Annotated in this window: 23 protein-coding genes; 13 read left to right on the top strand and 10 right to left on the bottom strand. The window is 61.8% G+C overall.

All coding sequences use genetic code 11. The annotated features are described in order from the left end of the window. Genes OVA00_RS30805 through OVA00_RS30790 form a run of 4 tightly spaced genes read left to right on the top strand, consistent with a single transcriptional unit; the run spans position 1 to position 7208 of the window. Complete coding sequence (locus tag OVA00_RS30805) at positions 1-3228, top strand: c-type cytochrome (RefSeq protein WP_268090255.1); 3228 nt, start codon at positions 1-3, stop codon at positions 3226-3228. A 10-nt stretch (positions 3229-3238) separates the two neighbouring features. Then, on the top strand, positions 3239-4138 hold the full coding sequence (locus OVA00_RS30800) for an OmpA family protein (protein WP_268090254.1): 900 nt from the start codon (positions 3239-3241) through the stop codon (positions 4136-4138). Positions 4139-4140: 2 nt separating this feature from the next. Continuing rightward, complete coding sequence (locus tag OVA00_RS30795) at positions 4141-5688, top strand: caspase family protein (RefSeq protein WP_181529601.1); 1548 nt, start codon at positions 4141-4143, stop codon at positions 5686-5688. 2 nt (positions 5689-5690) lie between these two features. Further along, positions 5691-7208, top strand: coding sequence for a caspase family protein (locus OVA00_RS30790; RefSeq protein WP_268090253.1), 1518 nt, complete (start codon positions 5691-5693; stop codon positions 7206-7208). A 72-nt stretch (positions 7209-7280) separates the two neighbouring features. On the opposite strand, the gene OVA00_RS30785 is transcribed toward OVA00_RS30790, so the two are convergent. The 4 genes from OVA00_RS30785 to OVA00_RS30770 form a co-directional block, all read right to left on the bottom strand. Further along, entirely contained in the window at positions 7281-8057 is a 777-nt protein-coding gene (locus tag OVA00_RS30785; protein ID WP_064816988.1) for an amino acid ABC transporter ATP-binding protein, read from the bottom strand. A gap of 17 nt (positions 8058-8074) precedes the next feature. Beyond that, positions 8075-9232 carry an amino acid ABC transporter permease gene (locus tag OVA00_RS30780; RefSeq protein WP_034796753.1) on the bottom strand — a complete coding sequence of 386 codons (1158 nt, stop codon included), beginning with the start codon at positions 9230-9232 and terminating at the stop codon, positions 8075-8077. Between the two features lie 4 nt (positions 9233-9236). Further along, positions 9237-10430: an amino acid ABC transporter permease gene (locus OVA00_RS30775; protein WP_089044614.1), complete on the bottom strand. Its 1194-nt coding sequence runs from the start codon at positions 10428-10430 to the stop codon at positions 9237-9239. 92 nt (positions 10431-10522) lie between these two features. Further along, positions 10523-11548 (bottom strand): amino acid ABC transporter substrate-binding protein, encoded by a 1026-nt coding sequence (locus OVA00_RS30770; RefSeq protein WP_034796750.1) that lies wholly within the window; start codon positions 11546-11548, stop codon positions 10523-10525. A gap of 340 nt (positions 11549-11888) precedes the next feature. Between OVA00_RS30770 and OVA00_RS30765 the strand changes: the two genes are divergently transcribed. Then, on the top strand, positions 11889-13079 hold the full coding sequence (locus tag OVA00_RS30765) for a cystathionine beta-lyase (RefSeq protein WP_060516950.1): 1191 nt from the start codon (positions 11889-11891) through the stop codon (positions 13077-13079). Positions 13080-13189: 110 nt separating this feature from the next. On the opposite strand, the gene OVA00_RS30760 is transcribed toward OVA00_RS30765, so the two are convergent. Together OVA00_RS30760 and OVA00_RS30755 are read right to left on the bottom strand one after the other, a co-directional pair. After that, positions 13190-14356, bottom strand: a complete 1167-nt coding sequence (locus tag OVA00_RS30760) for an FAD-dependent monooxygenase (RefSeq protein WP_268090252.1) — start codon at positions 14354-14356, stop codon at positions 13190-13192. A 9-nt stretch (positions 14357-14365) separates the two neighbouring features. Then, a complete protein-coding gene (locus tag OVA00_RS30755; protein WP_057255736.1) occupies positions 14366-14611 on the bottom strand; it encodes a zinc-finger domain-containing protein in 246 nt (81 codons plus the stop codon). A gap of 174 nt (positions 14612-14785) precedes the next feature. Here OVA00_RS30755 and OVA00_RS30750 point away from each other — a divergent pair, with 174 nt between their 5' ends. The 8 genes from OVA00_RS30750 to OVA00_RS30715 all read left to right on the top strand — a co-directional run bounded on the left by OVA00_RS30750 (position 14786) and on the right by OVA00_RS30715 (position 21817). Continuing rightward, positions 14786-15571 (top strand): alpha/beta fold hydrolase, encoded by a 786-nt coding sequence (locus OVA00_RS30750; protein WP_268090251.1) that lies wholly within the window; start codon positions 14786-14788, stop codon positions 15569-15571. 88 nt (positions 15572-15659) lie between these two features. Then, positions 15660-16487: a serine O-acetyltransferase gene (cysE, locus tag OVA00_RS30745; RefSeq protein WP_034796741.1), complete on the top strand. Its 828-nt coding sequence runs from the start codon at positions 15660-15662 to the stop codon at positions 16485-16487. A 99-nt stretch (positions 16488-16586) separates the two neighbouring features. Continuing rightward, positions 16587-16790: a DUF3126 family protein gene (locus OVA00_RS30740; protein ID WP_034796738.1), complete on the top strand. Its 204-nt coding sequence runs from the start codon at positions 16587-16589 to the stop codon at positions 16788-16790. Positions 16791-17069: 279 nt separating this feature from the next. Beyond that, positions 17070-17426, top strand: coding sequence for a phasin family protein (locus OVA00_RS30735; RefSeq protein WP_034796735.1), 357 nt, complete (start codon positions 17070-17072; stop codon positions 17424-17426). A 240-nt stretch (positions 17427-17666) separates the two neighbouring features. Further along, the gene (clpS, locus tag OVA00_RS30730) at positions 17667-18020 is read left to right on the top strand and encodes an ATP-dependent Clp protease adapter ClpS (protein ID WP_043622145.1); all 354 of its coding nucleotides are present in this window, start codon (positions 17667-17669) and stop codon (positions 18018-18020) included. Between the two features lie 9 nt (positions 18021-18029). Continuing rightward, positions 18030-20546, top strand: a complete 2517-nt coding sequence (clpA, locus tag OVA00_RS30725; protein ID WP_268090250.1) for an ATP-dependent Clp protease ATP-binding subunit ClpA — start codon at positions 18030-18032, stop codon at positions 20544-20546. 192 nt (positions 20547-20738) lie between these two features. After that, positions 20739-21476, top strand: a complete 738-nt coding sequence (locus tag OVA00_RS30720; RefSeq protein WP_060607501.1) for an AzlC family ABC transporter permease — start codon at positions 20739-20741, stop codon at positions 21474-21476. Further along, complete coding sequence (locus tag OVA00_RS30715; protein ID WP_268090249.1) at positions 21473-21817, top strand: AzlD domain-containing protein; 345 nt, start codon at positions 21473-21475, stop codon at positions 21815-21817. Before OVA00_RS30720 ends, OVA00_RS30715 begins: the two co-directional genes overlap by 4 nt. An 85-nt stretch (positions 21818-21902) precedes the next feature. On the opposite strand, the gene OVA00_RS30710 is transcribed toward OVA00_RS30715, so the two are convergent. The 4 genes from OVA00_RS30710 to OVA00_RS30695 are packed head-to-tail and all read right to left on the bottom strand — an operon-like array spanning position 21903 to position 24761. Next, positions 21903-22319, bottom strand: a complete 417-nt coding sequence (locus tag OVA00_RS30710) for an HIT family protein (RefSeq protein ID WP_034796718.1) — start codon at positions 22317-22319, stop codon at positions 21903-21905. Between the two features lie 43 nt (positions 22320-22362). Next, the gene (locus OVA00_RS30705; protein ID WP_268090248.1) at positions 22363-23550 is read right to left on the bottom strand and encodes a GNAT family N-acetyltransferase; all 1188 of its coding nucleotides are present in this window, start codon (positions 23548-23550) and stop codon (positions 22363-22365) included. A 4-nt stretch (positions 23551-23554) separates the two neighbouring features. After that, positions 23555-24280 (bottom strand): glycerophosphodiester phosphodiesterase, encoded by a 726-nt coding sequence (locus tag OVA00_RS30700; RefSeq protein WP_060585298.1) that lies wholly within the window; start codon positions 24278-24280, stop codon positions 23555-23557. Positions 24281-24293: 13 nt separating this feature from the next. Then, positions 24294-24761, bottom strand: a complete 468-nt coding sequence (locus OVA00_RS30695; protein WP_043622203.1) for a RidA family protein — start codon at positions 24759-24761, stop codon at positions 24294-24296. Positions 24762-24897 lie beyond the last annotated feature (136 nt).

The raw sequence follows: 24897 nt of genomic DNA, 5'->3' as shown, positions 1-24897 counted from the left end.
ATGCGCGGTCTGCAGAGAAAGCGAGAAGGCGCCTCGTCATTGTCCGGTCTTGGCCGCGGATATTGGGCCGTTTCATTTGCGGCGCTGGTCGCAGTCTCGCTCTGTCCCGCTGGTGCCTCGGCGCGCGATGCCTTCGCTGAGGATGCCTTCTCCACCTACAAGGCCAACGTCGACAACGGCAAATACATGTTCAACGCCGCAGGCTGCGGCGCCTGCCACGGCTCCGGCGACAACACCGAACTGCTCTCCGGCGGCATGGAGATGAAGACGGCGATCGGCACCTTCTATGCGCCGAACATTTCGCCGCACGCCAATGGCATCGGCGGCTGGACCAATGCGCAGTTTCTGAATGCGGTTCTGGTCGGTCTCGATCGCGAGGGCAACAACCTCTATCCGGTTATGCCCTACACCTCCTATGGCGGCATGAAGCCGGAGGATGCGCTCGACATCAAAGCCTATATCGAGACGTTACCCCAGGCGGATGCGGTGTCGAAAGAGGATGAGATTGCTTTTCCGTTCAGTCGCCAGACGACGATCACGCTCTGGAAGCGCAGCCACTTCACGGTGCCGGCCTATCAGCCGCGCGAGGAGACGCAAGCCGAGCGCGGCCGCTATCTGGTCGAGAATGTCGGCGGCTGCGGCGATTGCCACACACCGCGCACCACGACCTATGGGCTCGACCTGGAGCGCGCCTATGAGGGCGAAAAGGATTTGAGCGGCGCGGTCGCGCCCGACATCAGCAAGACGAAGATGGCCGGTCTTGCCTCGCCCGACGTTTTCACCAGGGGCCTGATCGAGGAAGGCAAGAAGCTCTCGGGCGCGCCGATCAGCGATCCGGTGATGCGGCGTATAGCCAAGGGACTGAGCGTTCTTTCTGACGACGATCGCCGCGCGATCTATGCCTTCCTTGCCGATCGTGAAGTGAAGGCCCCCGCGCCGGTGGCGCAGTCTGTCACGGCCGTTTGCAAGGAGAATACGGCGACTGAAGCGCTGGGCGGCGGCAATGCGGCGCTGGCGCAGCAGGCAGATGCCTTCATCGGCAGATACTGCCGCAACTGTCACGGGCCGGGCGAAAGTTCGCAGGGGAGCTACCCGGCGGGCGAACTCGCCTCGATTGCCGCCGACGCAAACTTCGTGACCCCCGGAGATGCCTCGAAGTCACGGCTCTACGCGACTGTCGTCAGCGGCCGCATGCCGCTTGGCAAGCGCCCCTCTGCCGAAGAGATCAAGGTGCTGGAGGACTGGATCAACGCACTGAACGAAAAGAGCCTGCCGCAGACGGTGGCCGCAAAACCGGCGCGCGCCCGCCCGATGTTGGGTTATGGCCAGTTCGTCGATGCGGCGCTGAAGGACATCGAGACGGTCAGTGCCCTCGACCGCCCCTACATGCGCTACTTTTCCTATCGCGACCAGTACAACGGCATGATGGGCTGCGAGGACGACCAGACCTTCATGAAGCGCATGGACGTGCTTGCCGGCGGCTTCAAGAAGCTGCTGAATTCGCTGTCCTACGGGCCAAAGCTGGTGCTTCCGACGGAGGTCGACGGCACCAATGGCTTGCTGGTGCGCGTCGATCTGCGCGAACTGCAATGGGACGCGGTGGACTATGACTTCCTGATCAAGCGCTATTTCTATGGGATTGATCCCGAGAGCGACGCGTCGCTTTCGGCCCTTTCGAAGGAAACGGCGACGCAACTGCCGATCATGCGGGTCGACTGGTTCATGAGCAACGGCGCGCGCCCGGAGATCTACAACCGGCTGATGAAGTTGCCGACCGAGATCGCCGAACTCGAAAAGCGCTTCAAGATCGACGTGGCCGGCAACATTCGCAGGCGCGATGTGTTGCGGGCCGGATTCGCCGACGGCTCGTCCGGGGTTTCCGACCACAACCGCATGCTCGAACGGCACGACATGCCGTTCGGCGGCTACTACTGGAAGTCCTATGATTTCGGCGGCGACATCGGCAAGCAGGTGCTGAAGCGCTTCCCGCACGGGCCTCGGGAATTGGCACCGCTCGACGCGGGCCTCGTGCCCTTCGAGCACGACGGCGGCGAAATGATCTTCTCGTTGCCGAACGGCCTGCAGGGCTACTACCTCTCGACGTCAGCAGGAAAGCAGCTTGATGTCGGGCCGACCACCATCGTGTCCTTCCGCAAGCGCCCGATCGGCAAGGGCGTCGAGATCATCAACGCGCGGTCCTGTGTCGATTGCCACGCCGATGGCATCCTCTCGAAACGCGATCAGCTGCGCGAGCAAATCGAGACGTCGACGCTGTTCAGCAAGGATCAACAGGACGTGCTGCTTGCCATGTATGTGAAGCAGGAGGAACTGGACGAAACCTATCGCAAGGACCGCGAGCGCTTCGTCAACGCGTTGAAGATGCTCGGCGTCACCGAGCCGACGCCCGATGGGGGCCTCCAGAGCAAGCATGCGCCGGGCGAGGCGGAGCTCATCACCTACTTTGCCGACAAGTACGAAGACGAGCTCGACTTCGATGCCCTGGCGGCCGAGTTTGACATGACGCCCAAGCAATTCTCAGAAGCGATCAAGCGGGTGACGAACACCGATGTCCTGCGCCTCGGGCTCGACTGGGTGACGACGCTGGAAGCGGGCGGAACCATTCCGCGCAACGAGGTCGAGCAGCAATATGCATTGCTGATGGCGCCGCTCACCCAGCGCCGTCCGCTCGACACGACGGCGATCGTCATTGCCGGTTCCGAGCCGATGGTGGACGACAGGCCGCAGTCGATCGCAGCCGCCGTGCCGGACTATCGCAAGGAGGATGCGGGGACTGGCCACAAGCTCGAGCTGGCCCTGAACGTGAAGTCGACGACGGCGAAGGTTGGCGACGAGCTTTCCTTCGAACTCAGCGCCAACCAGGCCTGCGAGCTGCAAATCCTCTATGTCGAGGAGAACGGCAACGTCGAGGTCATCCCGGACGTGATGATCGGCAACACCACGCTTAAGCCGGGCGAGCGGCGCCTGATCCCGCAGCCGGGCACGGGCACGCTCACCTTCGACACACCTGCGCCCGCCGAAACGATGCTGGCGTTCTGCCGTGCCGGCGGGCTCGGTGACCAGAAGCTGACGGTGGAGAAGGCACGCCAATATGTCGCGACGTCGCGGTTGCCGCCGACACGGGGACTGGCGATCAACCTGGCCAAGCGAGCGCAGGGTGACGCCGGTGCCAGCAGTGTTCAGATGGTGACGTTCGAGATCAAGGATTGATGGTCGAGTCATGGTTCAGCTACGAGCATTTCTCCTCGCTTCGGCGGTTCTGGCGGTCTTCACCGCGCCGGTCATGGCCTGCGACGGTCTTCGCCTGGCCTCCGAGGCGCTGAACCGCGCCGACGAGGCCGGCACTAAGGTGGCGGCCGACCCTGTAAACATGAAGGATTGCTCGGCGACCGAGATCGCGCTCACCCGGCGGATCGCGGCGCTCGCAACCTTCAACCGGGTTGCAGCGGCAGTGGGGCAAGGCGCGAAGCTTGAAACCTTCGAAGCGGAACTGACGGCCGCAAGCCGCGACGCCGGCGGCCCCTGGCAGATCCTCGATGCGCTCGGCGACATCAAGCGCGAGCGCAAGGATTACGACGCCGCGGCGACCTCCTATCAGCGGGCGCTGGAAGATGCGGCAAACGAGGAACTGACGCCCGATTGGATGGCGCCGGACAAGGCCTATATCGAACGGCTGGACCGCCTGGCTTCGGAAATGCGGCTCGCTGCAACCAAGCCGGTCAAGCTCGCTGCGCGCGGCGCCTGCAAGTTCTCCTATCGTGGTGTCTCGATCCGGAAGAAGGCGACGCCGGTGCGCTACGTCTTCGGAACGGCCGAGTTTACGCCCGAAGGTCTCGAGTCGGCCAGGGATCTGTTCGAGTGCCTGAAGTCCGCAAAGCCGGCCGCGATTACGCTGATCGGTCACACCGATCCGGTCGGTACGCCCGAGGCGAACAAGGCATTGTCGATCGCCCGCGCCGAGGCACTGGCGCATTACCTCGTCGATGCCGGCTATCCCGGCATGTGGACCGTGATCGGCAAGGGCGAGGAGGAGCCGTTCAAGCCGGATGATCCGACCGCCTATAGCGAGGAGATGTTGCACCAGCTCGACCGGCGCGTGGATGTGGATGTGGGGAAATGACAGTGCCGTGCAGAACCCTGCTTGCGATGAGCTTGCTCGCATTGCCGGCGGCCCCGGCGATGGCCTCGACCTCGGCGCTGGTCGTCGGGGTGGACAAGTATCCGCACGAAGTAAGCCTCGATGGTGCCGTCCGCGATGCGCAAGACGTCACGCAGGCGCTGAAGGCGGCGGATGTCGCCCCGATCCGCCAATTCATCAACGAACAGGCGACCAAGGATGCAATCCGTGCGGCCTGGGGCGAGCTTGTGACGACCGCTGAGCATGGTGATACGATCGTCTTCACCTATGCCGGGCACGGCGCGCAGATGCCGGAGCTCGTCGCCGGCAGTGAGGAGGACGGGCTCGACGAATTCCTGGAGTTGCCGGGCTTCGACCGGGCGCGTGCTGAGGAGACGGCGAGCGAAATCATCGTCGACAACGAGCTCAGTGCCTGGTTCGCGGAGGCGGAAGCCAAGGGCATTCATGTCCTGTTCGTCTCGGACAGCTGTTATTCAGGCGGCATGAACCGCTCGATCTCCGGCAAGACGCGGCTGGCGCCGATGGTGCGCGCCAAGCTGCCGCCGCCATCCAAGGAGGCGCTGTCCGGCGCCAAGGTGAGGGACGTGGAGCTGTCGCAGGTGACGATCCTCGCCGCATCGCTCGAAAGCCAGCCGACCCCGGAAGTGGTTATCGGCGGCGAGCCCCGCGGCGCCCTGAGCTGGAGTTTTGCCCGTGCATTGGAAGGTGCCGCCGATCGCGATGGCGACGGGCGGATTTCGCGGGTCGAACTCGAAGACTACGTGTTTTCCAACGTCAAGCTGCAGTCGGAAGCCCTGCAGGTGCCGAACTTCACGCCACAACTGGCGCGCTCCGACAAGGAGATCGTGCTGTCCCTGCCGCGCAGCGCCAAGGTCGGCGTGGCGCCAACAGTGAGCGGCACGAAGCATGCACTGAAGTCGCCGCGCGAAACCGGATGGACGGGCAAGTTGCCATTGAGCGTCGTCGGTGACATGCCTGATCTTGCCAATATCGGTGGCGATGGCGTGCCCTACCGGTGGGAGGCGGCATCCGGTGTCTTCTATACGCCGAACGGGGACGTCGCCGCGGAACATGTCGCGCCCGAAAGGCTCCAGGGCGCGGTCGACAAATTCATCCTGGTGGATTTTCTGAAAGCGCTTGCGGCGCAGAGCCCGGGAGCCGTTTCGCTGAAGCCCGTCAAGGACATTTATTTTGCCGGCGACCGCCTGAACGTCGAGGCGCCGCAGGGCGGCTATGCCAACATGCTGGTCTTTAACCTCGCCAATACCGGCGAAGCGCAACTGCTCGACGTGCAGATTGCCGGCAGCGAAAGCCATGCCTTCAAGCTGCGTGACCTGGAGGTGGTCAAGCCCTTCGGTGCGGACCATCTGGTCGTCATCGCGACCAATGCGCCTGTCGACGCGATCGCGGCCGCCTTTGCCAATTCGAACCTCGACGCGGCGGCCCTGCTACGCTTGCTCGAAACGCGCCTGGAGGGGAGTGAGAGTACGATCGCAGTTCAACCGCTTTACACGAGAGGCCAGGGCCAATGAGCATGGGCGCCAGATCGGGGCTGTCGTTCCTTCACGCCCTTGCGTGTTTCATGCTGCTGGCTGCGCCTGCGGTCGCCGGAGATCGGGCTTTGCTGATCGGGGTCGGCAACTATCAGAACCTGCCGACGGAGTTTTCCCTGCTCGGACCGGCGAACGATCTGGTGGCGATGCAAAGGCTCCTCACGGAACGGCTCGGCTTCGACAGTGCCTCGATCCGCGTGCTGAAGGACGGGCAGGCGACCAGAGCTGAAATCCTGTCATCCATGAACGGCTGGCTTGTCGATGCGACGAAGCCCGGCGATCGCGTCTATCTCTATTTTTCAGGCCACGGCCTGCAGGTGAAGGATGCGGATGGCGACGAAGCGGATGGGCTGGATGAAGCGATTGCGCCTGCCGACATTGCCGCCGGTGAAACGGACTGGCAAGGCGCTGTCCTCGACGACGAGATCGATGCGGTGCTGGAGCGCCTGAAGGGGCGCGCTGTGACGGTCGTGATCGACGCCTGTCACTCCGGCACGATCTCCCGGTCGCTGTCCGAGGACATCACAAAGCCTATCGACGGCGCCCGCTTTCTCCCGCGTCCCGATGCCAAGCCGGTCGAGCAAGCGCTGACCCGCGGCCTTAGGATCGATCTTGCCCTCGTCGACAAGCCGAAGCTCGTCGATGCCGGGGTGACCGCCTGGAGTGCGGCGGCGCCCTATCAGGTCGCCTGGGACGATGTCCGGCTACCGACAGCGGATCGGCACGGAGTTTTCACCGCAGCCTTCGTCGCCGGCCAGACCGGCGACGCTGCCGATGGCAATGGCAACGGATTGACGAGCAACGCCGAGCTTCTTGGATATGTAAAGGCGCAATCTGCCTCCTACTGCGCCTTGCAGGAGCAATGCGGCAATCTCGACCCGCAATTGGAAGGCAAACCCGAGGCGCTCGGCGACAGCGCGATGGTGCCGGAAAAGCGCGATGCGGATGGCAGCGGGCAGGGTGCGTATACCATTACTCCGAAAATAGCGGTGCCGAGCTATCAGGCGGTCAACCCCATCGATGCCGTCGGTGATATCATCGGCAAGAGCGAAGCCGGCGATGTCATGCTCTCTATCGACAAGCCGACCACCATGAAGGCCGGCGAAGTCTTCAAACTGACGGTCAACAGCCACACGGCCGGCAATCTCTTGCTTTTCGACGTCAACAGCCAGGGCAAGGCAACACAGATTTTCCCGAACGAGTTCGCGCAAAAGATCACGACGTTGGCGCCGGACGTGCCGCTGACCTTGCCGGATGAATATTACGGCTTCGATTTCGAGGCCTCGGGCGAGGGGGACGGCATTTTCGTGGCGCTTGTCGTCAGCGATGCTGTCGACTTGAGCGATCTTGCGCCGATATCGCGGGGCCTCAAGGTGGAGGTCGATGCGCGCGAGACCTTGAGCGAGATCGTCGCGCGGCTGCAGAAGAACTGGACCGAAGATCTCGACACGCGCGGAATCCATTGGTCAGTCGGCACCCTGCGCTATCGCGTCGAGTAGGATCGATAACGGACAGAACGAAAAAACCCGCCTCGATGAGGCGGGCTTCTTTTTGCGTCGTCTCGTCCGGTCCTAGTGCAGGATCTGGCTGAGGAAGAGCTTGGTGCGTTCGTGCTGCGGATTGTCGAAGAACTCAGCCGGCGAGTTCTGCTCGACGATCTGGCCCTGGTCCATGAAGATCACGCGGTTGGCAACCTGGCGGGCGAAGCCCATTTCGTGGGTTACGCACAGCATGGTCATGCCTTCTTCGGCGAGCGACACCATGGTGTCGAGCACTTCCTTGACCATTTCCGGGTCGAGCGCCGAGGTCGGCTCATCGAACAGCAGAATCTTCGGCTTCATGCACAGCGAGCGGGCGATCGCCACGCGCTGCTGCTGGCCGCCCGAGAGCTGGCCCGGATACTTGTTGGCCTGCTCGGGGATCTTGACGCGCTTCAGGAAGTGCATCGCGATTTCTTCGGCCTGCTTCTTCGGCATCTTGCGCACCCAGATCGGCGCAAGCGTGCAGTTTTCGAGGATCGTCAGGTGCGGGAAGAGGTTGAAGTGCTGAAACACCATGCCGACTTCGCGGCGCACTTCGTCGATCTTCTTCAGATCGTTGGTGAGCTCGATGCCGTCGACGACGATCTTGCCCTTCTGGTGCTCTTCGAGGCGATTGATGCAGCGGATCATCGTCGACTTGCCGGAGCCCGAGGGGCCGGCAATGACGATGCGCTCGCCCTTCATAACCTTCAGGTTGATGTCACGAAGGACGTGGAAGTCCCCGTACCACTTGTTCATTCCAGTGATTTCGACTGCGACATCCGTTGCGGAAACAGTCATTTTGGAAGCAGTGGCTGCGTTTGCCATGCGATCCTCCCCTCATTTTATCGTTTATGGGCCGTGTCGAGCACGCGTTCCATGAAACCTGAATAGCGCGACATACCAAAGCAGAAAAGCCAGAATATGAAGCCAGCGAAAATTAGCCCTGAGATCGGCGTTACCGAAGAGGCCCAGTTGGCGTCGGTAAAGTTGAAGCGGACGATGCCGAGCAGGTCGAACATGCCGATGATCGACACCAGTGACGTGTCCTTGAAGAGGCCGATGAAGGTGTTGACGATGCCCGGAATCACGAGCTTGAGCGCCTGTGGCAGCACGATGAGGTTCATCTTCTGCCAGAAGCTGAGGCCGAGGGAATCCGCGCCCTCATACTGCCCCTTCGGGATAGCCTGGAGGCCGCCGCGCACCACTTCGGCCATGTAGGCCGAGGCAAAGAACGACACGCCGATCAGTGCACGCAGGAACTTGTCGAAGGTAACGCCCTGCGGCAGGAACAGTGGCAGCATGACGCTCGCCATGAAGAGCACGGTAATCAGAGGGATGCCGCGCACCAGTTCGATGAAGGCGGTGCAGAGCATCTTGATCACAGGCATATGCGATCGCCGCCCCAGTGCCAGAAGAATGCCGAGTGGCAACGACACGGCAATGCCGACGAACGAAAGGATGAGCGTCACCATCAGACCGCCCCAGAGCGGCGTCTCGACGTAGGTCAGTCCGAACCAGCCGCCGGGAAGCAGGATCAAGGAAATGATCGGCAGCACGGCGAAGAGCAGGATGGCGTTGATGCCCTTGAAGGGAGCCTTCGGGATCAACATCGGAATGAGGAAAAGCACGAAGAGGATGCCGACCAGCGTCGGTCTCCAACGCTCATCGAGCGGGTAGCGGCCGTAGGCGAATTGGTCGAGTTTTGCGTTGACGAAGGCCCAGCACGCACCGCTCCAGCCATCCGGCTGCGAGCCTCCTTGAGCAACCGTGGCGCAAACGCCACGGCCGCCGCCGGTCCAGGCGGCGTCGATGAAGAGCCACTGGATGGCCGGAGGCACGAGCCACGCAAGCGCAAGCAGGCTGACGATGGTGAGCACCGCATCCTTTGGCGTCGCGAATAGGTTTTCGCGCAGCCAATGGACGATGCCACCTTCGGCGACCGGCGGGGCGGACCCTTCGATCATTGAGGTACGGACAAAAGTTGCCTGGTGTGTGTTCATGATCTTATCTCTCCACCAGGGCCATGCGGGCATTGAACCAGTTCATGAACAGCGACGTCGCAAGGCTCAGCGACAGGTAGACGACGATCCAGATCGTGACGATCTCGATCGATTGTCCTGTCTGGTTGAGGATGGTGCCACCGACTGCGACAAGATCCGCGTAACCGATCGCAACGGCGAGCGACGAGTTCTTGGTAAGGTTCAAATACTGGCTGGTGAGCGGCGGAATGATGATCCGGAGCGCTTGCGGAACCACCACCAGTCGTGTCGTCAGGCCGGGGCGTACACCGAGCGCGTGCGCGGCTTCCGTCTGCCCCTTGGATACGCCGCGGATGCCGGCACGCACGATCTCGGCTATGAAGGCGGCCGTGTAGAACGAGAGCGCCAGGAACAGCGACAGGAATTCCGGTCCGATGACCGAGCCGCCGGTGAGGTTAAATTTGCCGGCGACGGGGACGTCGAAGGTGATAGGCGATCCCGTGGCAAGGAAGACCAACAACGGCAGACCGATGATCAGGCCGAGCGACGCCCAGAGAACCGGGAAACGCTGTCCGGTGGCCTCCTGCTTCTTGCGCGCATAGCGTGCCAGGAGGAAGCTGGCGACGATCGCGAGGACAAAGGCTAGTACCGTGTACAGCGAACCGTCACCAAAGATCGGCTTGGGAAAGGCAAGGCCGCGGTTGTTGAGGAACATGTTGAGCGGCAGTGCTGCCGATTCACGCGGCTGCGGCAGGATCGCCAGGACGCCGCTGTACCAGAAGAAGATGACCAGCAGCGGCGGGATGTTGCGGAAGATCTCGACATAGGCGAGCGACAGCTTGGCGATCAGCCAGTTGTGCGACAGGCGGCCGATCCCGACTGCAAAGCCGATGATGGTGGCGGTGAAAATACCGCAGACGGCGACCAGCAATGTGTTGAGCAGGCCGACGACAAGTGCGCGCTGATAGGTGGAATCGCTGGTATAGGCGATCAGCGACTGCCCGACGTCAAAACCGGCGCGTCCATTGAGGAAGTCGTAACCGGAAGCGATGTTCGCCCGTTTGAGATTCTCGATCGTGTTGTCGGCCACCCAATAGACGAAGGCCCCGAGTAGGACGACGGTAATAACCTGATAAAAGATGCCGCGGACCTGCGGGTCGTTGATGATCGACCCCGACGGTTTCGATTTTTCAGGCGTAGTTGTGACGCCAATCGCCATGCAATGCCTCTTTCCCCTTTTCACCCTTTTGGGTGTTTTTATCGTTGGGATGGGGAAGCGGTTGTCCGCTTCCCCGGTATTTTCGGTTCGCTTTAGCGGACCGGCGGAGCGTACTGGATGCCGCCCTTGTTCCACAGCGCGTTGAGGCCGCGCTCGATCTTGAGCGGGCTGCCGGCGCCGATGTTGCGGTCGAAGACTTCGCCGTAGTTTCCGACGGCCTTGATCACGTTCACGGCCCATTCGTTGGTGAGGCCGAGGTCGGTGCCGATCTTCGAGTCAGCTTCGACGCCGAGGAAGCGCTGAACGTCCGGGTTGGTGGACTTCTTCATTTCTTCGACGTTGGCCTGGGTGACGCCGAACTCTTCAGCCTGGATCAGCGCGTAGTGAACCCAGCTGACGATATCGAACCACTGGTCGTCACCCTGGCGCACGGCCGGGCCGAGCGGCTCCTTCGAGATGATTTCCGGCAGGATCATGTGATCGTCCGGCTTCGACAGCGTCAGACGCAGCGAATAAAGGCCGGACTGGTCGGTCGTGTAGACGTCGCAACGGCCGGCGTCATAGGCGGCGTTGACTTCTTCAAGCTTTTCGAAAACGACCGGATTGTACTGCAGGTTGTTCGACTTGAAGTAGTCGGCGAGGTTGAGCTCGGTGGTGGTGCCCGTCTGCACGCAGACAGCGGCGCCCGAAAGCTCCAGCGCGGATTTGACGTTCAGGCCCTTGCGAACCATGAAGCCTTGGCCGTCATAGTAGTTGACCGGGCGGAAGTTGAAGCCGAGCGCGGTGTCGCGGTTGATCGTCCAGGTGGTGTTACGGGCAAGCACGTCGACTTCGCCCGACTGCAGCGCCGGGAAGCGTTCCTTGGCGGAGGTCGGGGTGTACTTCACCTTGCTGCCATCCGCGAAGATCGCGGCGGCGATTGCCTTGCAGTAGTCTACGTCGAAACCGCTCCAGTTGCCCGAAGCATCCGGCGCTGCGAAGCCGGCGAGACCGGTGTTCACGCCGCACTGGACAAAGCCCTTGGCTTTGACGTCATCAAGAGTAGCGCCCGAAGCCGCCTGTGTGCCAATCCCCATGACAGCAGCGCCAACGAGAGCTGTCAGAATTCTTTTTGCCATTTTTAGAACCTTTTTCTGTTGTCGTTAGTTCCAGTCTGCACCGTCGCGTCTCCTAGCGCGGTGAGCCTCCGCCACCCTCCTGGCGCGAGTGTCGGCTATCTCATGCTCAATTTCCATGAGGGTCAAGAGAGGCCGCCGATTTTCTGGTTTTGCATGTGAAAAACTCGAAACAAGCCAGAAAGTTAGGCAGATCTTGGGGGTGTGAAGCACGCTCTGGCGGAAAATTCGCCAGAAGTGGCCTCGCGACGGTCAAAACGACGCTTCATGATTTTTGCCACTTGACCGCGATTGTGGCTCGTTCGAAGAGTTTTGCATTCGAAATCTAGAAGCGGAATGAGCAATGGCAGACAGTGGCAATGTGAACGGCAAGGCAGGCATCAACACGCGTCTCGCCCATAGCGGCAACAACCCCTCCGATTACTTCGGCTTCGTCAATCCGCCGGTCGTGCACGCCTCCACGGTGCTGTTCCCGAACGCCAAGACCATGGAGACGCGGGCGCAGAAGTACACCTACGGCACGCGCGGAACGCCGACCACGGACGCGCTCTGCGACGCGATCAACGAACTCGAAGGGGCCGCCGGAACGATCCTCGTGCCGTCGGGGCTGGCGGCGGTCACGGTGCCGTTCCTCGCCTATCTCTCGGCCGGCGACCACGCCTTGATCGTCGATTCGGTCTACTTTCCGACGCGCCATTTCTGCGACACGATGCTGAAGCGACTTGGCGTCACGGTCGAATACTACGATCCGATGATCGGCGCTGCGATCGAGAGCCTGATCCGCCCGAACACGCGCCTGGTACACACCGAAGCACCGGGATCGAACACCTTCGAAATGCAGGACATCCGCGCGATTGCCGATGCCGCCCATCGCCATGGCTGCATCGTCACCATGGACAATACCTGGGCGACGCCCGTCTACTTCAAGCCGCTCGACCATGGCGTCGATGTGTCGATCCATGCGGCGACCAAGTATCCGTCCGGCCATTCGGACGTGCTCTTCGGCACCGTCTCGGCCAATGCCGAGCACTGGCCGGCCCTGACAGAGGCGATGGTGACGCTCGGCGTCTGCGTCTCGCCCGATGACAGCTACCAGATCCTGCGTGGCCTTCGCACCATGGGCATCCGTCTCGAGCGGCACCAGGAAAGCGCACTGACACTAGCGAAATGGCTGGAAACACGCGAGGAAGTGGCCCGCGTGCTGCATCCGGCGCTGCCGAGCTTCCCCGGCCACGAGCTCTGGAAGCGCGATTTCACCGGCGCGAGCGGCATCTTCTCCTTCGTGCTGAAGGCGGAGAGCCCTGACCGCTTCAAGGCCAAGGCGCACGCCTTCCTCGATGCGCTGAGATTGTTCGGGCTCGGCTATTCCTGGGGCGGTTTCGAAAGCCTCGCGCTCCATGTCGGTCTCGGAGATCGCAAGGTGGCGCTGGCGCCGACCGAAGGTCCGGTTCTGCGCCTGCAGATCGGCCTTGAGGACGTGCCGGATATCCGGCGCGACATCGAAGCGGGCCTGGCTGCGGCAAACGCCGTTTGACGAAGGCAATGACGGACGCCGCGGTCATCCGCGGCGTTCTGCTTTTCTGGACTAGATCTTGCGCGCGCCGGCAGTTTATCGAACGGATCGCGGTGAATGGCCGTCGCTTCTCAGTGCTCTGGCACCCCGTAGCCGTAGAGCCAGTCGAGGTCGGCCGCAAGCGCGTCGGGCCCCTTGAGACTCAACACCATGTCGCGGCCGATACGCACCGGCCCGCGGGCGTGATAGGCGAAATGGTTGAAGGCCGCACGGCGGCGGACGCGCGCGATGCGTGGCCTGCGAAGCGCCTCGAATTTCCGCAAGGAATCCGCGACGTTGAGGTTTTCAGACAGGCAAGCCGCAAGCGCGGATGCGTCCTCGATGGCCATGGCCGCACCTTGCGCCGCAAAGGGTGTCATCGCATGGGCCGCGTCGCCGATCAGCACTGTTTTTTGACCATCCTGCCAGGCGCCGTCGTCGACGGTGCAGAGCGGCCAGTAGGTGGGCGCCACGGCCTTATCGAGAAGCGAGCGGATGCCTGGGCTCCAATCGGAAAAGGCGCTGAGGCAATCCTGGCGCCGCGCGTCCGAATCCTTGCCGACCCAGATCGCGTCGGTCTCCTTGCCCTCGATGATGGCGACGAGATTGAAACCGCCGACTTCCCGCAGAGGATAGGCAACGAGGTGGGCGCGCGGGCCGAGGAAGGCGGTGACCTCACCGCGGTTGAGCACGCCCGCGGCAACGTCGCCTGCAAGCGTCATGCGCCAGGCGATATTGCCCGAGAACCGGACACGGCCGGCGGCGGGCACGGTCTCGCGCAGCCGCGACCAGATGCCGTCGGCGCCGATGACGACCTCCGGCATGCACCCCGTCACTGCCGCGATCGCCTGGTCCCCGGGCTTGTCGATCTGGCATCCGAGGTGGAGACGGCAGCGCGGTTCGGATTGAACAGCCTGAAACAGCATTTTCTGAAGGCTGGCGCGGTGGAGAACGGCATAGGGCGCATGCCAGCGGCGGCGCGCGAAGGTCCCGGCCGGTACGCTGGCAAGCGCGCGCAGAGAGCGGCCGTCAACGAGCCCGATGCGCTCGGGCTCCGTCCATACACTCTCAAGCTGCGCCAGCAGGCCGAGCTCGATGAGGATACGGGAGGCGTTCGGTGAGAGCTGCAGGCCGGCTCCGACCTCGGTCAGTGCCGTCGCCCGCTCGATGATATCGACGTCGAAGCCGCGCCGGGCAAGGCATAGGGCAGCCGTGAGGCCGCCGATGCCGGCGCCGATGATCGCGACGGGGCGCGACATCGGCGCTTATCAGGCGGCTTTATGGGCGAAGAGGCAGCCGGGGGGATTGGTTTCGGTCGCCTTCAGCTTCGGATTGTAGCGATAGAGCGTAGAGCAGTAGGAGCAGACCTTCTCGTTGTCGTCACCCATGTCGATGAAGATGTGCGGGTGATCGTAGGGAATGGATGCGCCGGTGCACATGAATTCCTTGACGCCGATTTCGATTGCCTGATGTCCGCCGTCGTTCTGGAAATGCGGGATGCTGTGGCCGGCCATGTCATGCTCCGATGAATGCAAGTCTGAAGGTCAAATTTGGCGGCACCATAGTCAGCTTTGCCGGAAATGTGTAGCGGCAAAGCTGCCGCAGTTGTGGTTTTTGCCGGTGCGGGGTTTCGCCCGCCAAGGCGACGAACTAGGTTGCGCGGGATCGATATGCCCAAGGATGAATAGATGGATCTCACCCCGCCGCCGTTTTCCCGTTTCAATCATGACGGTCTGGAGATCGCCTTCTTCGACGAGGGCGACCCGTCCGGCGCGCCCGTTCTGCTCATTCACGGCTTTGCCTCCAGCGCCAACGTCAACTGGGTTTTCCCGGGCTGGCTGAAGACGCTGGGTGACGCCGGCTACCGCGTCATCGCGCTCGACAATCGCGGCCATGGCAAGAGCAGCAAGCCCTACGACCCGGAACTCTATCACCCGCAGCAGATGGCGGGTGACGCCGCCGCATTGCTTGGGCATCTCGGGATCGCCGAGGCCCATGTCATGGGCTATTCGATGGGCGCTCGCATCTCGGCCTTCCTGGCGCTCGCGCATCCCGACCGCGTGCGCTCGCTGGTCTTCGGCGGCCTCGGCATCGGCATGGTGTCGGGGGTCGGGGATTGGGATCCGATTGCCGACGCTCTGGTGGCGCCGTCGCTTGACGACGTGACCCATGCGCGCGGGCGCATGTTCCGCGCCTTTGCCGACCAGACCAAGAGCGACCGGCAGGCGCTTGCCGCCTGTATCTCGACCTCGCGGGATCTGCTGACGGCAAAGGATATGGCGCGCATCGAGCAGCCGACGCTGATTGGCGTCGGGACGACCGATGACATCGCCGGATCGGCGCAGGAACTGGCAGCGCTGATGCCGCGTGCGCGTGCGCTCGACATTCCGGGTCGCGACCATATGCTCGCCGTCGGCGACCGGGTTTTCAAGAAAGCGGTGCTCGAATTTTTGGCAGAGATCGATCGCATCTAGCGTATCGTCATTGCCGCCAGACGCCATTTAAGTCACGCCTGATTTCCCCTATAGTGATGGCAGGCACGGACAAGGAAGGAGAGCGACGATGGTCGCCAAGACCGAACTTCGCCAGGCAGAAGCGCTGCAAGTGATGGACCCGATCTGGAATAGCCTGCGCGAAGAAGCCCGGATTGCCGCCGAGCAAGACCCAATGCTCGCGGCCTTCCTCTATTCCACCGTGGTCAATCAGCACTCTCTCGAAGAAAGCGTGATCTACCGCATCTGCGAAAGGCTGGATCACCCGGATCTGCAGGCAAACCTTTTGCGCCAGACCTTCTCGGAGATGCTGGAGGACTGGCCGGAATGGGGCACCATTCTGCGTGTCGACATCCAGGCCGTCTACGACCGTGACCCCGCCTGCACCCGCTTCATCGAGCCGGTGCTCTATTTCAAGGGCTTCCATGCGATCCAGACGCATCGCCTGGCGCATTGGCTATTGAAGCGCGGCCGCAAGGATTTCGCCTTCTACCTGCAGAGCCGGGCGTCGAGCGTCTTCCAGACGGACATCAACCCCGCCGCCCGCATCGGCCGCGGCATCTTCCTTGATCATGCCACCGGCCTTGTCGTCGGCGAGACCGCGGTCATTGGTGACAACGTCTCGATCCTGCACGGCGTGACGCTCGGCGGCACGGGCAAGGAAGGCAGCGATCGCCACCCGAAGATCGCCGATGGCGTGCTAATCGGTGCCGGCGCCAAGATCCTCGGCAATATCCATATCGGGCACTGCTCGCGCGTCGCTGCGGGTTCGGTCGTACTGAAACCGGTGCCGCCGAAGTCGACGGTCGCCGGCGTACCGGCAAAGGTCGTGGGCGAGGCCGGCTGTTCCGAGCCGTCGCGCCAGATGGACCAGATCCTTGCCAGCTTCGATATCTGACATGCGGGAACCGGTGTGTAGCCTCTTTCGAGGGGTTTACACCCGCCGATGCAGCGTGCGAGAAGCGCCGCACAGTTTAAACGGCTACGGAGACGTGTTTTGAAGCCCGAAGAAATCCGCAAGCTTGAAGCCTACTTCAAGCGCACCTTCAATCAGCAGATGGTCGTCAAGGCTCGCCCGAAGAAGGACGAGTCCGCTGAAGTCTATCTCGGTGACGAGTTCCTCGGTGTGGTCTTCCGCGATGAGGAAGACGGCGAGCTTTCCTACAACTTCTCCATGGCGATCCTCGACATCGACCTCTAAGTCGCGACGCCGGACGCTTTCAGTATAAACCCCGAAAATCCATGGGATTTTCGGGGTTTATTGTTTTGTGCGGGATGTTGATGTCTTGCTGGGCAATTGCTCGCTAGTGCTTATCTTGCGGCTGTAGCGAGCGCGGCAAGAAATTTCATGCCGGACCGCGATATTTCATCAAGTTGTTGCATCTGTTGTATTTTATTGCATCGCACACTCGTCTTGACTTTTTGTGCAGTGCACATAAACTGAAGCCTCCAGATCAGGCCGTCACCAAGGAGACACCGGATGTTCAACTTCGACGATGCAAACAAGAAGAGCAAGGAAGCCATTGATGTGGCTGTGAAGAGCTATTCCGCTTGGACCAAGGGTCTCCAGGCTATCGCGACCGAAGCTGCCGACTTTTCGAAGAAGTCCTTCGAGGACAGCGTCGCGCATGTCGAAAAGCTGACGAGCGTCAAGAGCGTCGAGGCTGCTTTCGAACTGCAGACCAACTTCGTGAAGTCGAGCTACGAAGGCTTTGTCGCCGAAGCAACGAAGATCGGCGAAATGTATGCCGACCTCGCCAAGGACGCCTACAAGCCCTACGAAGCGCCAGTTGCCAAGGCAACGGCAGCAGTCAAGGCCGCCGCTGCAGCAGCCTGATCACCGGCTAAAACAATTTCTCAATAAAAAGGCCGGTCGCAGCGCTTGCGACCGGCCTTTTTGTTTTTCGCATAAGCTGTGCGCAGCCCAAAGAAAGTTGATCAATCTTGCCGGTCAACGTGCGATTATGATTGCAGTGTGTTGGTTCGGTCTTAAAATCTGAAAACGAACCATTAGATAAAGGGCAAGCAGGCTGCGGCCGAGTTCGATGGGTCGCTACTGTACAAGGAACTGACAAGAATGATCGCCATGCCGGTCCGGATGCAGCAAGGTAGCGATGATGAGGGGAACGGCAACAACCGCAGCACGTCCGTCATCACGCGTACCAAGCCGAAGACCAAGAAGCCGAGTTTGTATCGTGTTCTGCTTTTGAATGACGATTACACGCCGATGGAATTTGTCATCCATATTCTGGAGCGCTTCTTTCAAAAGAACCCGGAAGAGGCGACCCGCATCATGCTCCACGTCCACAATCACGGTGTGGGAGAGTGCGGCGTCTTCACCTATGAGGTCGCCGAAACCAAGGTGACGCAGGTGATGGACTTCGCCCGGCAGCATCAGCATCCGTTGCAATGCGTCATGGAAAAGAAATGAGGAACTAACGTGCCAACATTTTCGCCCAGCCTCGAAAAGGCGCTGCACCAGGCACTGACTTTTGCCAACGAGCGCCACCACGAATACGCTACGCTCGAGCATCTGCTTCTGGCATTGATCGACGATGCCGACGCGGCGGCCGTGATGGGCGCCTGCAACGTCAATCTTGAGACGCTGCGCAAGACCGTAACCGATTACGTCGACAACGAACTGTCGAACCTCGTGACCGGCTACGACGAAGATTCCAAGCCGACGGCCGGGTTCCAGCGCGTGATCCAGCGGGCGGTGATCCACGTGCAATCGTCCGGCCGCGAGGAAGTGACCGGCGCTAACGTGCTGGTCGCGATCTTCGCCGAGCGCGAAAGTCACGCAGCCTATTTCCTGCAGGAGCAGGAGATGACCCGCTACGACGCGGTCAACTTCATTTCGCACGGCATCGGCAAGCGGCCCGGCAGCTCCGAGTCCCGTCCTGTGCGTGGCTCTGACGATCATGAGAGCGAGCAGAAGCCCGCGCGCGACAACGAAGAGGCCAGCGCCAAGAAGCAGCAGGACGCGCTGACCGCCTATTGCGTCAACCTCAATGAGAAGGCGAAATCCGGCAAGATCGACCCACTGATCGGCCGTCACGCCGAGGTGAACCGCACCATCCAGGTGCTGTGCCGCCGCTCGAAGAACAATCCGCTCTATGTCGGGGACCCCGGCGTCGGCAAGACGGCGATCGCCGAAGGCCTTGCCAAGCGCATCATCGAAAAGAAGGTGCCGGAAGCGTTGCAGGATGCGACGATCTTCTCGCTCGACATGGGCACGCTTCTTGCCGGCACGCGCTACCGTGGCGATTTCGAAGAACGGCTGAAGCAGGTCGTCAAGGAGCTCGAGGACTATCCGGGCGCCGTGCTCTTCATCGACGAGATCCATACGGTCATCGGCGCTGGAGCTACGTCCGGCGGCGCGATGGATGCATCCAACCTTCTGAAGCCGGCGCTTTCCTCCGGCGCGATCCGCTGCATCGGTTCGACCACCTACAAGGAATACCGCCAGTTCTTCGAGAAGGATCGGGCGCTGGTCCGCCGTTTCCAGAAGATCGACGTGAACGAGCCGACGATTGCCGACGCGATCGAGATCATGAAGGGGCTGAAGCCTTATTACGAGGAATATCATCACCTGAAATACTCGAACGAGGCGATCAAGGCCGCGGTCGAGCTTTCGGCCCGCTACATCAACGACCGCAAGCTGCCGGACAAGGCGATCGACGTGATCGATGAATCCGGTGCCGCACAGATGCTGCTGCCAGCCAGCAAGCGCCGCAAGCTGATCACCGAGAAGGAGATCGAGGCGACGATCGCGACGATGGCGCGCATCCCGCCGAAGACCGTCTCCAAGGACGACGAGGCCGTGCTTGCCAATCTCGAGAGAGAGCTGCGCTCGGTCGTCTACGGCCAGGACCTGGCGATCGAGGCGCTTGCTTCGTCGATCAAGCTGGCGCGTGCCGGCCTGCGCGAACCGAACAAGCCGATCGGCTGCTACGTCTTCTCCGGCCCGACCGGCGTCGGCAAGACGGAAGTCGCCAAGCAGCTTGCGACCTCGCTCGGCGTCGAGCTCCTGCGCTTCGATATGTCGGAATACATGGAGCGGCATACGGTTTCCCGCCTGCTCGGTGCACCTCCCGGCTATGTCGGCTTCGACCAGGGCGGCCTTTTGACCGATGGCGTCGACCAGCATCCGCATTGCGTGCTGCTGCTCGACGAAATCGAGAAGGCGCATCCGGACCTGTTCAACATCCTGTTGCAGGTCATGGACCATGGCTCGCTGACGGATCACAACGGCAAGAAGATCGACTTCCGCAACGTCATCCTGATCATGACGACCAATGCCGGCGCATCGGAAATGGCCCGGGCCGCCATCGGCTTCGGTTCTTCCAAGCGTACGGGCGAAGACGAAGAGGCGCTGAACCGCCTGTTCACGCCGGAATTCCGCAACCGTCTGGATGCGGTCATTCCGTTTGCTTCGCTGCCGACACCGGTTATCCACCAGGTGGTTCAGAAGTTCGTCATGCAGCTTGAAACCCAGCTTGCCGAGCGCAACGTCACCTTCGACCTCGCGCCGGAGGCGATCGCCTGGCTTGCCGAAAAGGGCTACGACGAGAAGATGGGCGCGCGACCGCTGTCGCGTGTCATCCAGGAAAACATCAAGAAGCCGCTCGCCGATGAAATCCTCTTCGGCAAGCTGAAGAAGGGCGGCGTCGTCAAGGTGACGATCGGCACGAAGGCCGATGGCACCAAGGGCCTGCTGCTCGATGCCGTTCCTGAGACGACGCCAATCAAGCCGAAGGCGGAAGTATCCCGCCCGGCGATGAAGGCCGCCAAGCCGAAAAAGACCGAGGACAAGGAAGAGGTGGGCGCCGAGCCTGCGCCGAAGTCCAAGCCGAAGAAGGCCGCCGCCAAGGCGTCAACGGATGACGAGGCCGGGGCGGGCGACGCGGCTCCCAGAAAGGGCCGCACGGTGCCGAAGGTGCCGCGCAAGAAGTAGCCCCCGCAAGACACGTTCGACGGTGCCGGATGCAAACCATCCGGCACCGTTTTTCTTTAAAAACGAAATGAGAAGAGCCTGCGTGGTTTTTCGTCCGCGTGCCGGTCTGATAGCCTATATTCGGTCATGCTGATCCCGGACGATTCGATCCGGGGTGGTCGTATTCGAGTTGAAAACAATCCGGAATCGCCGATGAAGAGAGAAGAAGACGAGCAATCTTCGCTCGCCTGGTTCGGGAAAGGCATGCGCGGCATTTTCAGTCTGCCGGCCTTCATTCTGATGTTGTCCTTTGTCGGCTTCTGTTCGCTGACGGCTCAGGCCGGCATCCCGGTCGAGCAGGTGGTCTTCATGGTCGGCATGGTCTGGGCGCTTCCGGCCAAGGTCATTCTCGTCAGTTCGATGATGAGCGGAGCCGGGCTCGCGACCGCGTTCCTCGCGGTCTCGCTGTCGTCCGTCCGGCTGATGCCGATGGTCGCCGCGCTGATACCGGAGCTGCGCGGGTCGCGCACGCCGACTTGGCTTCTGCTCTTCCTGTCGCATTTCGTCGCGATCACCGCCTGGGTGTTCGCGATGGAGAAGGTGCCGCACGTGCCGCGCGAGCGGCGCGTCGCCTTTTTCGCGGGCTTCGGCATCACGCTGGTGGCGGCAAACATGCTGCTCGTCGCTGTCGTCTACCACTTCGTCGCCGATTTCCCGCCGATCGTTGCCGGCTGCCTTTTCTTCCTGACGCCGGTCTACTTTCTCGCCTCGATCTGGCATTCGGCGCGCCATCCCGTCGTCTATGTGGCGTTGCTCTTCGGTCTTGCAGGCGGGCCGCTGTTCTACTGGCTGTTTCCGGAATTCGACATCCTGCTCGCCGGCCTCGTCGGCGGCACGCTTGCTTGGCTCATCGAGCGCCTCTGGCGCCGCCGCAAGGAGGTGGGAGCATGACCTGGCAGGATGGTTGGTGGGCCTATGTCTTCATCGCGATTGCCGGCTGGCTGGCGACCGACATCTGGCGCTGGTTGGGCGTTATCACAGGCAACAGGCTGCGCGATGATTCCGAGGCGCTGAACTGGGTGAGGGCGGTTGCCACCGCGCTGGTCGCAGCGGTCATCGCAAAGCTTATCCTCTATCCGACCGGCGTACTCGAACAATCTCCGCTCTGGCTGCGCGCAGGTGCCGTCGCGCTCGGGGCGGCCGCCTTCTTCCTGTTCGGAAGAAAGCCGGCGATCGGGATCGCGTCAGCGATTGCCGCGTTGGCGCTGGGCCTGTGGTGGATGGGTTTTTAGGCCGGGTGAATGCTTTCACCTGACCGTCGGTTAAAGAGCCGGCGCGTCGCCGGCTCCCTGGCTCCTGCGGATAGTATGAGCGCGATCAGAGCGCCTGCCGAACCTTTTCGGCATTGGCAGCCAGAACGGCGCCGTCTTCCATCGTGCCGGAATGCGGCTTCAGCGGCACGCCTGCTTGCCGCGGAATGACGTGGAAGTGCAGGTGGAACACCGATTGTCCGGCCGGTGCTTCGTTGAACTGCATGATCGTCACACCATCGGCGTCGAAAGCTTCCTTGGCGGCAACGGCCAGCTTCTGTACGGTGGCAATCAGCGCCGGCAGCGTTGCTGCATCGGCGTCGAGCAGGTTGCGCGAAGGGGATTTCGGCACCACGAGCAGATGGCCTTCGGCCTGCGGCATGACATCCATGAAGGCGATCGTCGCGTCGTCCTCGTAGACGCGGTGCGAGGGAATTTCGCCGCGCAGGATCTTGGCGAAAATGTTGTTGTCGTCGTAGCTCATTGTTCTTCCTCGTGTAATGAAGCCGGCCTTCACGAAAAGGCGGTCAGTGGTCCTGCCGTTCACCTTTGCGGAAAGGTCCGTGCTCGGCAAGAAACTCGCCCGTTTCCTCCACATCCCTGCGCTCGCGCTGAAGATAGTCGCCGACGGCGCGGGCAAGTCCCGGATGTGTGATGAAATGGGCGGAATGGGTGGTGACGGGCATGTAGCCGCGCGCAAGCTTGTGTTCGCCCTGGGCGCCAGCCTCGACCCGTTTCAGCCCCTTGGCGATCGCGAAATCGATCGCCTGGTGATAGCAGACTTCGAAATGCAGGAACGGGTGATCCTCGATGCAGCCCCAGTGGCGACCGTAGAGCGCATCGCCGCCGATGAAGTTGATCGCGCCGGCGATGTAGCGGCCGTTGCGGCGTGCCATCACCAGCAGGATATCGTCGGCCATGCGCTCGCCAATGAGCGAATAGAACGCGCGCGTCAGATAGGGGCGGCCCCATTTGCGTCCGCCGGTGTCCATGTAGAAGGCGAAGAACTCGTCCCAGATCGATTCCGTCAGGTCGCTGCCGGTCAGCCAGTCGATCGAAATGCCGTATTCGAGCGCAGCCCTGCGCTCCTTCTTCAGCGCCTTGCGTTTGCGTGAGGCAAGGGTCTCCAGAAAATCGGCGTGGGAGCCATAGCCTTCATTGGTGAAGTGGAACTGCTGGTCTGTGCGGTGCAGGAACCCGGCGCGCTCAAGCGCAGGGATCTCGGCTTCGGGCGCGAAAGTCACATGTGCCGAAGAGACATCGTGTCTGCGGGCAAGCTCTTTCAGGCCCGCGGCAAGCGCATCCTGAACGGCGTTCGTATTTTCGTCCGGTGCCGAAAGCAGCCGTGGTCCGGTCGCAGGCGTGAAGGGGATGGAACTTTGCAGTTTCGGATAGTAGCGACCGCCGGCGCGCTCGAAGGCGTCTGCCCAGCCGTGGTCGAAAACGTATTCGCCCTGGCTGTGGCTCTTCAGGTAGCAGACGAGGCCGCCGCGCAATTGCCCGTCGCCGCCTTCAAGCAACAGATGCTGGCCGAGCCAGCCGGTCTTGGCCGTCGCCGACCCGGACTCCTCGAGCGCCGAGAGATAGGCATGCGAGAGGAAGGGATTGTAGACACCGCCAGGAAACGCCTTCGATGCACCGGACAGCACATTCCAGCGTGCCGCCGGTATATCGGTGAAGGATTGCGCGATGCGGAGGGTGACGGCGTCTGACATTACTTTAGGAAACCAGGGCCTCCCGCGGGTCGAAACCCTCGAAGGTCATCTGATCCGCATGGGCAAACGTGTAGGCTTCGGCCTGCCGGTCGCGCACGGTCCAGGTGATGATCGTCTTGCCGAGCGTCCGTTCCTTGGTGATGAACGAGTTCGGCAGGTGGCCGTAGTGGTAGGAGATGAAATCGAGCCCGAGCTGCATCGCTTCCTCATGCACGAAGAAGGTCTCCGGATTGGCACCTTCCGCGGTGAGGCCCAGCGGGTAGGGCGCGTCGAGCGCCTTCAGGTCCTTGAGCAGCCAGTGATCGAAGCTCATCAGCGCAACGTGGCCCTTGTAGCCTTCGAGCGTTTCGAGCACGGCGGCGGCAAAGCCCTCGTCGTCGCCCTTGCGGCCCTTGAGCTCGATGACGAGCGGCACCTTGCCGGCAACCAGGCGCAGCATCTGCGTCAACGTCGGCACCTTGTCCTTCGTGCCGCCGATCGCCATCAGGCCGAGTTCGCCGGCGGTGCGCGCGCGAACGTCGCCCTTGATCCCGCACAGGCGCTCGGTGTCGTCATCGTGGAAGACGACCGGAATGCTGTCGGCGGTATACTGCAGATCGCATTCGATCGCGAAACCGGCGTCGACGGCGCGGGAGAAGGCCGAAAGCGTATTCTCCCACACCTGCTTGTTCATGTCGTGATAGCCACGATGGGCAATCGGTTGGGCCTTCAGCCAGGAAATATCAGCCATGCCGGGCACTCTGTCAGGCGATTTCGATGACGGCGTCGATCTCGACGGCGGCATTGAAGGGAAGGGAAGCCATGCCGACGGCGGCACGCGCATGCTTGCCGGCTTCACCGAGCACGGTCGCAAGCAGATTGGATGCGCCGTTGATGACCAGATGCTGCTCGACGAATTCCGGTGTCGAGGCGACGAAGCCGTTGATCTTCACCAGGCGTCGGATGCGACCGAGATCGCCGCCGAGTGCTGCCTTGGCCTGGGCGAGGATGTTGATTGAGCAGAGTTCGGCGGCGCGCTGTGCGCGGGCCACGTCCACATCCTTGCCGACGATGCCGGTCACAGCGACCTTGCCGTCTTCCATCGGAAGCTGTCCGGAGATGTAGAGCATCGAGCCGCTGATGACGTAGGGCACGTAGTTTGCAACCGGGGTCGCAGCCTGGGGAAGTGTGACGCCGAGGTCCTTGAGGCGCGCTTCGATCTCTGCCGACATGGAAAGCTCCATTGTTGTCTTTTGTGTTAAAATCCTGCATTCAGGCCGGATCGCGGCGGGCACCGGCTTTTTCCTGCGAACGCCGCCTCGCTTCTGCCGAACGCTTGTTTATAGCATTGCCGGCGAGTCCAACAGG

Origin of the sequence: Ensifer sp. SL37 (assembly GCF_026672675.1) — a bacterium.
GTDB classification, from domain to species: domain Bacteria; phylum Pseudomonadota; class Alphaproteobacteria; order Rhizobiales; family Rhizobiaceae; genus Ensifer; species Ensifer adhaerens.
Note: the sequence above shows the minus strand (reverse complement) of the source record. Positions and strands in the feature narration are given on the sequence as shown.